Origin of the sequence: Streptomyces sp. NPDC001530, from assembly GCF_042894545.1 — a bacterium.
GTDB lineage: Bacteria > Actinomycetota > Actinomycetes > Streptomycetales > Streptomycetaceae > Streptomyces.
Window position 1 is genome coordinate 1 of record NZ_JBIAVS010000048.1, and the last position, 13,537, is coordinate 13,537.

9 protein-coding genes are annotated in these 13,537 nt (G+C 69.1%); 6 read left to right on the forward strand and 3 right to left on the reverse strand.

The features are described from left to right. The first annotated feature begins 5 nt into the window (after positions 1-5). Genes ACFY0T_RS48485 through ACFY0T_RS48505 form a run of 5 tightly spaced genes read left to right on the forward strand, consistent with a single transcriptional unit; the run spans position 6 to position 8,754 of the window. Positions 6-4,160, forward strand: a complete 4,155-nt coding sequence (locus ACFY0T_RS48485) for an SDR family NAD(P)-dependent oxidoreductase (RefSeq protein WP_388885184.1) — start codon at positions 6-8, stop codon at positions 4,158-4,160. Between the two features lie 5 nt (positions 4,161-4,165). After that, positions 4,166-5,065, forward strand: a complete 900-nt coding sequence (locus ACFY0T_RS48490; RefSeq protein ID WP_388885186.1) for a proline iminopeptidase-family hydrolase — start codon at positions 4,166-4,168, stop codon at positions 5,063-5,065. Between the two features lie 31 nt (positions 5,066-5,096). Continuing rightward, positions 5,097-6,470 carry a KamA family radical SAM protein gene (locus ACFY0T_RS48495; RefSeq protein WP_388885166.1) on the forward strand — a complete coding sequence of 458 codons (1,374 nt, stop codon included), beginning with the start codon at positions 5,097-5,099 and terminating at the stop codon, positions 6,468-6,470. Positions 6,471-6,506: 36 nt separating this feature from the next. Further along, on the forward strand, positions 6,507-7,763 hold the full coding sequence (locus tag ACFY0T_RS48500; RefSeq protein WP_388885168.1) for a pyridoxal phosphate-dependent aminotransferase: 1,257 nt from the start codon (positions 6,507-6,509) through the stop codon (positions 7,761-7,763). Between the two features lie 40 nt (positions 7,764-7,803). Beyond that, positions 7,804-8,754 carry an ACP S-malonyltransferase gene (locus tag ACFY0T_RS48505; protein ID WP_388885170.1) on the forward strand — a complete coding sequence of 317 codons (951 nt, stop codon included), beginning with the start codon at positions 7,804-7,806 and terminating at the stop codon, positions 8,752-8,754. A 101-nt stretch (positions 8,755-8,855) separates the two neighbouring features. Here the strand turns inward: ACFY0T_RS48505 and ACFY0T_RS48510 are convergent, their stop codons facing one another. Continuing rightward, a complete protein-coding gene (locus tag ACFY0T_RS48510; RefSeq protein ID WP_388885172.1) occupies positions 8,856-9,104 on the reverse strand; it encodes an acyl carrier protein in 249 nt (82 codons plus the stop codon). A 136-nt stretch (positions 9,105-9,240) separates the two neighbouring features. On the opposite strand from ACFY0T_RS48510, the gene ACFY0T_RS48515 reads away from it, so the two are divergent. Next, positions 9,241-10,797, forward strand: a complete 1,557-nt coding sequence (locus ACFY0T_RS48515; RefSeq protein WP_388885174.1) for an AMP-binding protein — start codon at positions 9,241-9,243, stop codon at positions 10,795-10,797. A gap of 151 nt (positions 10,798-10,948) precedes the next feature. On the opposite strand, the gene ACFY0T_RS48520 is transcribed toward ACFY0T_RS48515, so the two are convergent. Together ACFY0T_RS48520 and ACFY0T_RS48525 are read right to left on the reverse strand one after the other, a co-directional pair. Next, positions 10,949-11,578, reverse strand: a complete 630-nt coding sequence (locus tag ACFY0T_RS48520) for a TetR/AcrR family transcriptional regulator (RefSeq protein ID WP_388885176.1) — start codon at positions 11,576-11,578, stop codon at positions 10,949-10,951. Positions 11,579-11,732: 154 nt separating this feature from the next. Next, the gene (locus tag ACFY0T_RS48525) at positions 11,733-13,298 is read right to left on the reverse strand and encodes an AMP-binding protein (RefSeq protein ID WP_388885178.1); all 1,566 of its coding nucleotides are present in this window, start codon (positions 13,296-13,298) and stop codon (positions 11,733-11,735) included. Positions 13,299-13,537: the final 239 nt, after the last annotated feature.

A 13,537-nucleotide genomic window follows, 5' to 3' on the forward strand; every position in this document is an offset into this window, starting at 1 on the left:
CGTGTGTGGCGGGGGCGTTGAGTTTGGAGGATGCGGCGCGGGTGGTGACGTTGCGGAGCCGGGCGATCGTGGCGCTCGCCGGCACCGGCGGCATGGTGTCACTGCCGTTGCCCGTCGCCGAGGTGGAGGAGCGACTCGCGCGCTGGAAGGGGCGGTTGAGCGTGGCCGCGATCAACGGCCCCGCGACGACCGTGGTTTCGGGAGAGACCTCGGCACTGGACGAACTGGTCGCGGAATGCGAGTCGCTGGGCGAGCGCGCGCGCAGGATCCCCGTGGACTACGCCTCGCATTCGCCTCAGGTGGAGGCCATTCGAGAGCGAGTCCTCGCCGATCTCGCGGGACTGCAGCCGCGGGAATCCGACATTGCCTTCCATTCCACCTTGACCGGTGACCTGCTCGACACCCGGCTGATGGACGCCGACTACTGGTACCGGAACCTCCGGCACACCGTGCGCTTCGACGAGGTCGTGAGCCGACTGCGGGACAAGGGACACGCGGCCTTCGTCGAATGCAGCCCCCACCCGGTGCTGACCTACGGGCTCCAGGAGTCGCTGGAGCGCGGTGCGGAACAGCCGGGCGGAACCCTGGTGATCGGCTCGCTCCAGCGTGGCGAGGGAGGCTACGACCGGTTCCTGAGCTCGGTGGCGGAGTACGCCGTGCGGGGCGGAAAGGTGGACTGGGACGCGGTGTTCGACGGCAGCGACGCCCGCCGGGTCGACCTCCCCACGTACGCCTTCCAGCGCAGCCGCTACTGGCTCGAAGCCGAACAGAACGGCGCGGACGCCATCTCGCTCGGCCTCGGGATGGTCGATCATCCGATACTGCGTGCGGTGGTGCCGCAGCCGGAGGCGGACACCGTGACCTTCACCGGCCGGCTGTCGCTCGCCGGCCATGGCTGGCTCGACGACCACGGTGTGAACGGCACGGTGCTGCTGCCTGGTACGGCCTTCGTGGAACTGGCCACGCAGGCGGGTGACCAGATCGGCTGTGACCGGGTGGACGAACTCACCCTGCAGGCACCGCTGGTCCTGTCCGGCCCCGGCGCGGTCGTGACCCAGGTCGTCGTCGGCCCGCCGGACGCACAGGGGCGCCGCTCGCTGAGCGTCTACTCCCGCCCCGAGGACGCGCCGGATCTGCCGTGGACCCTGCACGCGGAGGGGACCCTCGCGAACGGCGAGGAGGCTCCCGCGTTCGACCTCGCCCAGTGGCCCCCGGCCGACGCCACGGCGCTGGACGTGTCCGGTGTGTACGAGGACCTGCGCGCCGAGGGCTATCAGTACGGCCCGGTGTTCCAGGGCCTCAAAGCCGCCTGGCGGCGCGGCGACGAGCTGTTCGCGGAGGTGGCCCTGCCCGAGCGGGAGCACCTCGACGCCGGGCGCTACGGCATCCATCCCGCGCTGCTCGACGCCGCCATGCACCTCGCGATCGTCGGCGACGAACGGCGCGGCGGGAGCACCGTGCTTCCGTTCGTCTGGTCCGGAGTCCGGCTGCACGCGGTCGGTGCCGCGCAGCTGCGGGTGCGGATCGCTCCGTCCGGAGAGGACAGCATCGTCGTCCACGCCGCCGACGCCACCGGCGCACCCGTGTGGTCGGTGGACAGCCTCGTCTCCCGTCCGGTGACGAACGATCAGCTCCGGGCGGGCGGCCTGGCGGGCGACTCGCTCCTGCGGATCTCGTGGAATGCCCTTCGGGTCCCGGCGCAGTCGGTCGGAGAGACAACCGTGAGCGCCTGGGAGGAGCTCGCCGACGGCCGCCCCGTGCCGGACATCGTCGTACTCGACTGCGCGACACCGGCGGGCGAGCCGCTGACCGGTGTACGGACCGTCGTGCACCAGGTGCTGGGCGTGGTGCAGGAGTGGCTGGCCGACGAGCGGTTCGCCGCCTCGAAGCTGGCCGTGGTCACCCGGCATGCCGCCGCCACCGACACCGACGGCGACATCGAGCCGGCCCAGGCCCCGGTCTGGGGCCTGATGCGGGCAGCGCAGGCGGAGAATCCCGGCCGCTTCGTGGTGGCCGACACGGACGGGCTGGCGGAGTCCGAAGCCGTCCTGACGGCCGCCCTGGCGAGCGGCGAACCCGAACTCGCCGTGCGCGCCGGACAGGTCCTGGTGCCCAGGCTGACCCGGTCGGGCACGGCGTCCGAGGACGTCGCACCGCCCGCCCTGGACCCTGAAGGGACGGTGCTGATCACCGGCGGCACGGGCGGACTCGGCTCCGAGGTGGCCCGACACATGGTGATCCGGTACGGCGTACGGCATCTGCTGCTGACCAGCAGGCGGGGCATGGACGCGCCGGGCGCCCCGGAACTGCTCGCCGAACTGGAGGGGTTCGGGGCACAGGTGGCCATCGTCGCGTGCGACGTCGCACAGCGGGAGGCACTGGCCGGGCTGCTGGCCCGGATCCCCGAGGACCACCCGCTGACCGCGGTGGTGCACACCGCGGGCGTCGCCGACAACGGGCTCGTGAGCACCCTGACACACCAGCAGATCGACGCGAGTCTGGGCGCCAAGGCGGACGCCGCCTGGCATCTGCACGAGCTGACCCGCCACCTCGATCTGGCGGCGTTCGTGATGTTCTCATCGGCCGGCGGCATGGTCCTGTCCGCGGGACAGGCGGGATACGCCGCGGCCAACGTCTTCCTGGACGCGCTTGCCGTGCACCGCGCGGCGCAGGGCCTGCCGGCCACCTCGCTGGCCTGGGGCCTGTGGAGCGCGAACACCGGAATGAGCCAGTGGCTGACCCACGCCGACCTGGCGAGGATCCGGCGGCAGGGCGTGGCGGCCGTCTCCGTCGAGGAGGGCCTGGCGCTGTTCGACGCCGGACTCGCCTCCGGCCGCCCCGCCCTGGTCCCGCTGCGCGTCGACCGGGCCGCGCTGAGGTCGCGCACCGACGAGATACCGGCGCTGCTGCGGGGGCTGGCTCCCCTCGTCCGGCGGCGCGCCACCGCCCAGGAGGCCGACACCGGAGCGCTGCGCCAACGGCTGGCCGGGCTCGGCGAGGCCGAGCGGGCGCAGCTGGTGCTCGGTCTCGTCCGGACGTACGCGGCCGCGGTGCTGGGACACGGCGGAGCCGAGGCCGTCGACGCCGAACGCGACTTCCTGGAGGCCGGATTCGACTCGCTCAGCGCGATGGAACTGCGCAACAGCCTCAACAACACCATGGGGCTGCGGCTCCCCGCGATGGCCGTGTTCCGCAACAAGAACCCCGAAGGACTCGCCCGGTTCATCCTCGCCGAGCTCGCCCCGCAACTCGGCGGCGCCGCGGACGAACCCTCCCCGCAGGCACGAGACACCCAGGACGGGCGGCGGCCGTCGGCGCAGGGAGGCGACACCCTCAGCGAGCTGTTCCGCACGGCCTGCGCCGCGGGCAACTCGGAGAAGGCCATGGACCTGCTGGCCGCCGTGGCCGACATCCGGCCGGGCTTCGCATCGGCCGCCGAACTGGAGCGGCCACCGGCTCCGGTCAGGCTGGCGGACGGACCCGGGAGGCCCCGCCTGATCTGTGTCAGTACGCCCATGGTGACCGGTGGCCCCTACCAACAGGCCCGGCTCGCCGCGCACTTCAGGGACGTCCGTCCGGTCGCGGCCATCCCCCTGTGCGGATTCCTGCCGGGGGAGAGTCTGCCGTCCACGGCCGACGCGGCCGTCGAGGCACTGGCCGAGAGCGTCCTGCTGGCTGCCGAAGGAGAGCCCTTCGTGCTGGTCGGCTACTCCGCGGGCGGTGTGCTCGCCTATGCGACGGCCGGACATCTGGAAAAGCGGCGGAACGTCCAGCCGGCCGGTGTGGCCTTGCTCGACAGCTACCGCATCGACCGGTTCTCCGGCGGCGGGAACAACGGCCTCGGAGACCGGTTCGTCGCCGGCGCGCTGGAACTCGAATCCACCTTCGGCGGATTCGACAGCGCCCAGCTCTCCACGATGGGCCGATACAGCCGGCTGATGCCCGAAGTGAAGACGGACCCGATATCCGCGCCGGTGCTGTTCGTCCAGTGCCAGGAATGGTTCGCCGCGGACGGCGACACGGCCGGGGAACAGTCGGAGAACCTGGCGCTGCCGTGGGACGACACACAAACGCTGCGGTCCATTCCGGCCAACCACTTCAGCATGCTGGAGGACAAGTCCGGCGAAACCGCCAAGGCGATCGAGGAGTGGCTGAAATGAATACCGTGCATCCAGCGCCCAGCGCCAAGGGAACCGTCCCGTTCGGCGAATACCGGACGTGGTACAGGGTGACGGGAGATCTGAACTCCGGAAAGCCCGCACTGGTCGTCGTCCACGGCGGCCCGGGCAGTACGCACGACTATCTGCTGAGCCTTTCCCGGTTCGCCGCATCGGGCTGGCCGGTCGTGCACTACGACCAGCTCGGCAACGGCGGATCCACACATCTGCCCGAGAAGGGCGCGGACTTCTGGACACCGCGGCTCTTCCTCGACCAGCTGGACGCACTGCTGCGCGAGCTGGGCATCGCGGACAACTACGTTCTGTTCGGCCAGTCCTGGGGTGGGCTGCTCGCCACCCAACATGCCGCGGCTCGGCCTTCCGGGCTGCGTGGACTCGTGGTCGCCAACTCCCCCGCCTCGTATCCGCTGTGGCTGCAGGAGATGAAGGTCCTCCGCGACCAGTTGCCCCCGGGCGTCAACGAAGTGCTCCTCAGGCATGAGGCCGCCGGCACGACCGACAGCCCCGAGTACGAGGCCGCGCTCATGCCCTTCTACGAAAAACACGTCTGCAGGATCAAGCCGTGGCCCCGCGATTTCCTGGCCTCCATCATGGAACTCAACAACGACCCCACGGTGTACTCCGTCATGAACGGCCCCAGCGAGTTCCACGTCATCGGAACCCTGCGCGACTGGGGAGTCGTCGATTCCTGCCCGGACGTCTCCGTGCCGACCCTGCTGATCTCCGGCCGGCACGACGAAGCGACCCCGGTGACCGTCCAGCCCTATGCGGATCTCATCCCGGACGTCCGTTGGGAAATCCTGGAGGAATCGAGTCACATGCCTCATCTTGAGGAGCCTGAGCGCTTCAACGAGGTCATGGAGACGTTCTTGCACGGCCTCCTCTGAATGAACCGCTCGACACTAAGGATGAGTTCACATGTCCCTGCTGGCTCCCGATTTCACTGATACGGCGCGATTCCGCGCCCACGGGCCGCGCCAACTCAACGAGATTGCCGAGCGGTACGGGATCTCCCCGGAGATTCGCAAGACGGTTCAGCTGATTTCACAGGTGCTGCCCTTCAGGGTGAACGAGTACGTGCTCTCCCAACTGATCGACTGGGACCGGATACCCGACGACCCCATGTTCCAACTGGTCTTCCCGCAACGCGGAATGCTGTCGAGCGAGGACGAGAAGCGCCTGGACGTGCTCTCCCGCGACCCCGCCGACAAGCTCCAGCTGCGAGAGGAGATCCGGGCCATCCGCTCCCGGCTCAACCCGCACCCGTCCGGGCAGATGGAACTGAACGTGCCCAGCCAGGACGGTGTCAAGATCCCCGGCCTGCAGCACAAGTACCAGCAGACCGTGCTGTACTTCCCCGGCCAGGGGCAGACGTGCCACGCGTACTGCACCTACTGCTTCCGGTGGGCCCAGTTCGTGGGTGACGCCGACCTGCGCTTCGCCGCCCCCGGGCCGGACCAGCTGATCGCCTATCTGCGCGAGCATCCGGAAGTCAGCGACGTCCTCGTCACCGGCGGCGATCCGATGGTGATGTCCACCGAGCGGCTACGCGGCCATCTGGAACCGTTGCTCGCCATCGACTCCGTGCGCACGATCCGGATCGGCACCAAATCGGTCGCGTACTGGCCCCAACGCTTTGTGACCGATCAGGACGCCGACGACGTCCTGCGGCTGTTCGAGCAGGTGGTGGCCGCGGGCAAGACCCTCGCGGTGATGGGGCACTTCAGCCATCCGCGAGAGCTGAGCACGGACATCGCCCGCACGGCCCTGGCCCGGATCCGCTCCACCGGCGCCGTGGTGTACTGCCAGGCCCCGCTGATCGCCCACGTCAACGACAGCGCGAGCGCCTGGAGCGAGCTGTGGCGCGCGGAACTGGCGGCCGGCGCGGTCCCGTACTACATGTTCGTGGAACGCGACACCGGTCCCCATGAGTACTTCCAGGTGCCGCTGGCCAAGGCCGTCGGGATCTTCCAAGACGCCTACCAGCAGCTTCCCGGCCTCGCGCGCACGGTCCGCGGCCCGGTCATGTCCGCCACACCCGGCAAGGTGGCGGTGGACGGCATCGAGGAGAACCCGCAGGGGCGGTTCTTCCAGCTCCGCCTGCTGCAGGCACGTAATCCCGCGCTGGTCGGCCGCCCCTTTCGCGCTCACTTCTCCGACTCCGCCTCATGGGTCGACGAACTCGAACTCGACGTCTCGGTGCCCGCCGACATCAGGGTCGCTGTCCTGGGCACCGGACGGGCCGCCGTCCACCCCACCGAACAGGCCGTCCCGGCCCCCGACACCGTCTGATCGACCCGATCGACGACAAGCTGAGAGGAACTGGCCATGTCCGGCCGGAAAGTGTCGCCGAACCTCGCGCTCGACCACCTGGTGGCGCAGCGCCGAGCAGCAGGCGAGTCCATCGTGCACCTCGGGTTCGGCGAGTCGCGCCTGCCCGTGTTTCCGCCCCTGGTGGAGCAACTGGTCGCAGGCGCCCGTCGCAACGGATACGGCCCGGTCGCGGGGGACCTCGCCGTACGGGAGTCCGTCGCCGGCTACTTCGCGCGCCGCGGGCTGCCCACGGACGCCGAGCAGATCGTCGTCGCGCCGGGCAGCAAGCCGCTGCTGATGGCGTTGCAGGCGGTCGTGCCGGGAGACACGGTGATCCCGTGCCCCGCCTGGAACACCTACGCCCCGCAGGCCGAGCTGGCGGGCAAGACGGTCATCCGGGTTCCGATCCCCGAGGACTGCGGCGGGGTGCCCGACCCGGCGGCGTTGCGGGCGAGTATCCACACCGCGCGGGCGTCCGGACACGATCCCCGGCTCGTGGTGCTCACCCTGCCCGACAACCCGACGGGGACGCTGGCACCCGCGGCGACGGTGCGCGAGATCTGCGCCATCGCGGAGGCCGAGGATCTCCTGATCATCTCCGATGAGATCTACCGGGACCTGATGCACGACCCCACGCAGACGGTGCTCAGCCCGGCCGAGGTCGTGCCGCACCGTACGGTGGTCCTCACCGGCCTCAGCAAGAACCTCGCACTCGGCGGCTGGCGCGTCGGCGTCGCCCGCTTCCCCGCCGGGGCCTGGGGTACGGACATCCGGGAACGGGTCACGTCGTACGCCAGCGAGGTGTGGTCCACGCTGGCGGGACCGATGCAGCAGGTCGCGGAGTACTCCTTCGCGGAGCCGCCCGAGCTGATCGCGCACCTCGCGGCGTCCGCGCGGCTGCACGGCGCGCTGGCCCGGGCGGTCCACCGGATCGTGGTCGGAGCCGGCGCCAAGTGCCGTGCCCCGCAAGCGGGTTTCTACCTGTACCCGGACTTCGAACCGATGCGCGAGAAGCTCGCGGAACGCGGCATCACCGACTCCACGAGCCTGCAGCACCACCTCCTGGAGGAACTAGGGGTGGCCGTGCTCGACGGCCGGCACCTCGGCGACGACCCCCAGGCACTGCGCTTCCGGATCGCCACCAGCATGCTCTACGGCCAGACCGAGGAGGAGCAGTGGGAAGCGCTGCGCAGTTCCGATCCGTTGCGGCTGCGCCATGTCGCCGAGCTGCTCACCAGAATCGAGGAGAGTTTCGCCAAGCTGATTCCATGACCTGGCCACGTGTTTATTCGAAGGAGGGGACATACCGAACATGGCAATCGACAGTCGTACGGGAGTAGCCGCCGTCTTTCCAGGAATGGGGCCGGTCAGATTCCAGGACATCGCGAAGTTCATGCTGGTGCATCCCGCGGTCCGGGGACTTTCGGAAATCGTCGACGAGACACTCGGTTACCGACTCTTCGACCAGTACCGCGCATCGCAGGGTGACTATTCGGAATACGCTCAGGTCGCCTTCCTGGTGAACTGCGTGGCGCTCGCCCAGTGGGCGGAGGAGGAGCTGGGGCTGCGTCCCGACTACATCGCCGGGCCGAGCTTCGGCGGCAAGGCCGCGGCCGTGCGCTCCGGAGCCCTCTCACTGTCGGACGCCGTGTCGCTGACCGCGCGGTTGTCACGGATCGAACAGGAGTACTTCGCCGACGAACAGCCCGGCGTGGTCACCCAGTCCTTCGCGCGGACTCCGCAGAACCTGCTGGCCGAGATCCTCGGTGAGTTGGACGAGCGTGGAGCCTGGCACGACATGTCCTGTTACGTCGACGACGACTTCGCGATGGTGTCCCTGCACCGGGACCATCTCGACTGGTTCCAGCAGCGGTTGCGCGCCGCCGGCGGACTGCCGCTGTACACGGCGGAACCGCCCATGCACTCCAGGGCCTTCGGCCCGCTGCGCGACCGGGTCGAGGACGAGATCTTCGGCGATCTCACCTTCACCGACCCCGATGTGCCCGTCGTGGCCGACCAGGACGGATCGCTGCTCACCTCGGCCGACGGCGTCCGAGGCATGCTGCTCGACGGGATCGTGCAGCCGGTGCGCTGGCCCGCGGTCGTGGCGAAGCTGACGGAAGTGGGAGTCGGCAAGCTGTACGTGGCCGGACAGGACGCCCTCTTCAGCCGAGTGCGCTGCACCAGGCGGGCCTTCGATGTCGTCCCGGTGGATCATCGGACGGCGATGCGGCCACGCTCCCGCAGCCTGGCCGCCGCCTGAGGTCACCCCGCAGTGCCGGTCACCCGGACATGAGGGCGCAGGCCACATGCGAGTGCCCTCCGCACCGTCATCACGGTGTGGAGGGCACAGTCCTCCGGACGTCAGGCTGCGGACGCCTCGATGGAGGAAAGGGTCGACCACAGTGTGCCGGGCGTGGCGAAGGTCTCCATGGTGAGCAGGTCGTCCAGAAAACGGACGCCATAGGCCTTCTCGAGCGACGACAGCAATTCGACCATGCCGAGCGAGTCGAGGCCGAGGTCGCGGAGACTTGATTCCTTGTCGAGCACCTCGTCGTTCTGCAGGAACGGCAAATGTGCACGCAGGATCTCTTCGAACTGCTCATCCCACATGATGACTCCTCTTCTTCGTAGCTCTTCGGGTCGGCTCATTTGCCGTCGCGACAGTCGGCTCATTCGCCCAGTCGCGATACAAGTCCACGGAAATACCCCGCGCAACCCTTATCCACCCCTGTTTTCGGAGGAAAAGATGAACCAGCCGACCGAGCCGGCGCTGTACGAGCGCTTTCTGCGGGGGCTTGCCGTGGCACCGCGGGGCACCGCGATCCGAGTCGGTGCCGAGGAGATGAGCTACGAGCGCGTGCACGAGCTCGCGCTGGAGTGGGCCGGTGCCCTGCTGGCCGGCACGGGAGAACCGCCGAAGGCCGTCGGCGTGCTCGCGGACAAGGGGATCGAGTCGTACGTCGGACTGCTCGCGGGCCTCTACACCGGTGCCACCGTGGTGCCGCTGCACGCCGAGTTCCCCGCCGCGCGTACCCGGTACATGCTGGAGGCCTCGGGGGTGTCGGCCGTCCTGGCCGATGCGCAGGGGCTCGCCACCCTGGCCGAGGCGGCCGCCGCGGGGCCGGAGTTGCCGGTGCTGGTGCCCCGTGCGACGACGGGGGTCGACACGGGACCGTTCCGGCGGATCGGCATCGAAGCGGGCCGGGCCCTCGACGAGCCGCGGCAGGTCAAGGAGACGGACACCGCCCTGGTCCTGTTCACCTCCGGCTCGACCGGGCGTCCCAAGGGCGTGCCGATCACCCACGGCAGCACGCACCACTACTTCCGCGTGCTCGACGGACGGTACGACTTCCACCAGGACGACGTCTTCTCGCAGACGTTCGACCTGAACTTCGACTGTGCCATGTTCGACCTGTTCTGCGCCTGGGGAGCCGGGGCGAGTGTGCACGCCGTGCCTCCGGGGGCCTACCGGGACATGCCGGCCTTCTTCGCCGAGCGCGGGATGACCGTCTGGTTCTCCACTCCGAGCGGCATCTCCCTCATCCGCAGGATGGGCGGACTCGCCCCTGGTTCCCTGCCCGGTCTGCGGTGGAGCTTCTTCGCCGGCGAGGCGCTGCGGGCGGACGACGCCGCCGACTGGCAGGCGGCCGCCCCGGGTTCCACGGTGGAGAACATCTACGGGCCCACGGAGCTCACCGTCACCGTCACCGGGCACCGCTGGTCGCCGCAGACCTCTCCGGACCTGTGCGTCAACGGTCTGGTGCCCATCGGGGCCGTGCACGAGGGGCACGACCACCTGCTCCTCACCGAGCGGGGGCAGCCGTCCGACACGGAGGGCGAACTGTGCGTCACGGGACCGCAGATGACGTCCGGCTACCTCGACCCGGCGGACAACGAAGGCCGTTTCCTGGAGCGTGACGCCCGTACCTGGTACCGCACCGGAGACCGGGTCCGTACGCTGCCCAACGGTGAGCTGGTCTACCTGGGACGCCTGGACTCCCAGGTGCAGGTGCAGGGCTGGCGGGTCGAACTTCCCGAGATCGAGCACGCGTTGCGCGGCTGCCCGGGAGTCGAGGACGCGGTCACGGTCACCAGGGCCGCCGAGAACGGCACCGAACTCGTCGTCTTCTACACCGGCGTACCCACCGCGCCGGCCGAACTCGTCCGCCGGCTCCGGGAGATTCTTCCCAAGGGGATGCTGCCCAAGGAGTACCGCCACCTCGAAGAATTCCCGCTGAACTCCAATCGGAAGGTGGACCGGGGGAGGCTGGCGCGGGAAGCGGCCGGTCCGGTGGGCCAATGAGGTAGACCCCCGCCACCTTGTGGCAGCACGGGGATCAAGCGGGGGCTCACCGCCTCGCGACGGTCGCCGAACGCCAAGAGTCCCGCTCGGTCGGCTCGACCGGACGGGACTCTGATGACGTGGGGGAGATCGGTGGGACGGTGGCGGCCGGTCAGGACTGCGAAGAGGCCTCGGCGGGCAGGTCGGCGCGCATCGACATCAGCAGGACGCGCAGCGCCTGGGCGAGGTCCGATCCGGAAGGTGCCCGCTCCGGGTCCACCATCAACTGGGCCATCACGCCCATGAGAAGGGCCTGGTAGAACGATCCGAGCGCGCGGATCTGCTCCGGGTCGGTCAGTTCATCGGTGATGTCCTTGAACATCCCGACGTCCTTGAACACGGACACGATGCCGGTACGCCCCTGCTCGATGCCATCCGCGAGGGCCTGCTTGACCACGGGCACGTGATCGACCTGGGCGAAGGCCTCGAAGCTGGCCGCCCAGACCTGCCGGTGCATGTCGAAGTTCCCGATGACGCGGGTCCAGATCAGCTCGAACCGTTCCAGGGGGCTGGTGTCGGGGTCGTCGTCGGACGCGACCGCCTGGATCAGCTCCTCGCCGGACTCACTGATGGCTTCCATCAAGGCCTTGTTGAGCAGGTCTTCCTTGGAGCCGTAGTGGTAGCCGATGGAGGCGAGATTGGTGCCCGAAGCCGCGACGATGTCCCTGGCTGTGGTGCGGGCATACCCTCTTTCGGCCAGGCAGCGCTTGGCGCCGACCAGGAGGTCTTCACGGTGTCCCATTGGGTGATCCTACCTCACGTCTATACGTTTGTCTTACACGATGAGCTTGTACGTGCGTCTAATTCTGCCCCGTGCAGGCCAGGATCGGGGGGTTCGTGACGCGATTGGTGGGATCACGAGGTCCGGGCCATGGTGTCTCGGTTGCCCGAGGAGCTCAGGTGCCGGTGGGGGAGGGGGTAGCCGCCAGCGCGGCGCGGTCCGTCTTTCCGTTGGGCGTGGTGGGCAGCGCGTCCAGGACATGGATCTCCTGTGGCGCCATGTAGGCGGGCAGCGTCTTGCCGCAGAAGGAGCTCAGCTCGGACTCGCTCGGCTCCGGTGCGCCGGGTGCCAGCACGATGAAGGCACCCAGTACCTGCTCCTCACCGGGCCGGGAGAGCGCCAGCGCGGCAGCGGCGGCGATGCCGGGATGATCGAGGAGCCGGCGCTCGACCTCGCCGAGTTCCACGCGGTTGCCCCGGATCTTGGCCAGTGAATCGACGCGGCCGCAGAAGTAGAGCTGTCCCTCTTCGTTCCGGTAGGCGAGGTCACCGGAACGGAAGACCAGCTGCCCGGAGCGCGGATTGAGCGGATCGGGCACCAGTGCGGACCGGGTGGCCCCCGGATCGTCCCAGTAACCGGAGAACAGCGCGGCGCTGCGCAGATGGATCTCGCCGACCGCACCCGGGGTCTCCACCGCGTTCCCGTTCTCGTCGATCAGCGTGATCTCCGCACCCGCGTGCGCGCGGCCGATGGAGAGCTGGTGTACGCCTTCGGGGAGCGGACTCGGCACGTCCGTGAAGGTGCAGGCGACCGATTCCGTGCTGCCGAAGCAGTTGACGATGCGTGCCTTGGGCAGCAGTCGCTGGAGGTGCCGCAGCTCCGGCAGGGGAAAGTTCTCGCCGGAGTACAGCACTCCGCGCAGTCGGCCGAGTTCGGCCAGCCCCTCCGCCTCGTGACGCAGGACCGGCCGCCAGATCGACGGAACCCCGTTCACCTGGGTCACTCCGGCGTCGCTCAGGAAGCGCAGCAGCCGCCGCGGCCACAGCAGCAGTGACCGCGGCACCGGGACGACCGCCGCTCCGCTGCCGAGCGCGAGACCGATGTCGAGGAGGGAGAAATCGAACTGGAACGGCGAGGTGGAGGCGACGCGGTCCTCGGGCGTGGCGATGTCGTGCCCGAGCATGCCGCGGTAGAAGGCGATGATCGACCGGTGGGTCATGATCACGCCCTTGGGGCGCCCCGTCGAACCGGACGTGAAGATCATGTACGCCGGGTCGGTCGCCAGCACCTCATGGCGGTGCCGGACCCGTGGAGCGGGAGCCCGGTCCACGATCAGACCGTCGGGGCCGAAGCGTCCCGTGCCGATGTTCTCAGGGACGTTCACCCGCACGTTCTCGGTGGCCCGCAGGTACAAGGAGGGCCCGGCCGCCGCGACGATCGCGTCGAGCCGCGGAACCGGGGTCTCCGGACTGACCGGAACGAAGGTCAGCCCCAGGGTGGAGCAGGCCATGAACGCCGCGATGGCGAAAGAGGTCGTCTCCGACTCCAGAATGACGCGGTCGCCGACATCGAGGCCCAACTCGTCCAGCTGCGCCGCGTATTCCTGGACCTGCTGTCGTAACTCCCCGTAGGAGACCGTACGCAGACCACCGGCCCCGTCGGATTCCACGACGGCCGTTCTTTGCGAGGGTGCCCCAGCGTTGGACAGCAGGAACTCATGCATTCTCTCGATCGAGCTCATGCGATTCTTTCCCCAGTAAGTTGTGGCACATGGTCGGGTCGGGAAATTGCGGTGCCGCGAGACGGCGGAAGACGCCGGTATGCGCCGGGGCATTCTTCTTAGCGCTCCCCCGATGGGTCTGACAAGGGGAGTGTGCGTTTTGCGGGGTGGGAAGCCCCGGTTCTCTTCGGGTTTTCCGGCCCGCGGCAGGGGATCGAGTAGGGGGTGTTAGGGGTATAGCTGCGCGGGCTTCCTGCGTA

Excerpts from the sequence above, each read along its gene's own strand:
- ACFY0T_RS48520 (WP_388885176.1), bottom strand. The coding sequence starts at position 11,578 with ATGGGACACCGTGAAGACCTCCTGGTCGGCGCCAAGCGCTGCCTGGCC.
- ACFY0T_RS48495 (WP_388885166.1), top strand. The coding sequence starts at position 5,097 with ATGTCCCTGCTGGCTCCCGATTTCACTGATACGGCGCGATTCCGCGCC.
- ACFY0T_RS48500 (WP_388885168.1), top strand. The coding sequence starts at position 6,507 with ATGTCCGGCCGGAAAGTGTCGCCGAACCTCGCGCTCGACCACCTGGTG.
- ACFY0T_RS48515 (WP_388885174.1), top strand. The coding sequence starts at position 9,241 with ATGAACCAGCCGACCGAGCCGGCGCTGTACGAGCGCTTTCTGCGGGGG.
- ACFY0T_RS48505 (WP_388885170.1), top strand. The coding sequence starts at position 7,804 with ATGGCAATCGACAGTCGTACGGGAGTAGCCGCCGTCTTTCCAGGAATG.
- ACFY0T_RS48510 (WP_388885172.1), bottom strand. The coding sequence starts at position 9,104 with ATGTGGGATGAGCAGTTCGAAGAGATCCTGCGTGCACATTTGCCGTTC.
- ACFY0T_RS48525 (WP_388885178.1), bottom strand. The coding sequence starts at position 13,298 with ATGAGCTCGATCGAGAGAATGCATGAGTTCCTGCTGTCCAACGCTGGG.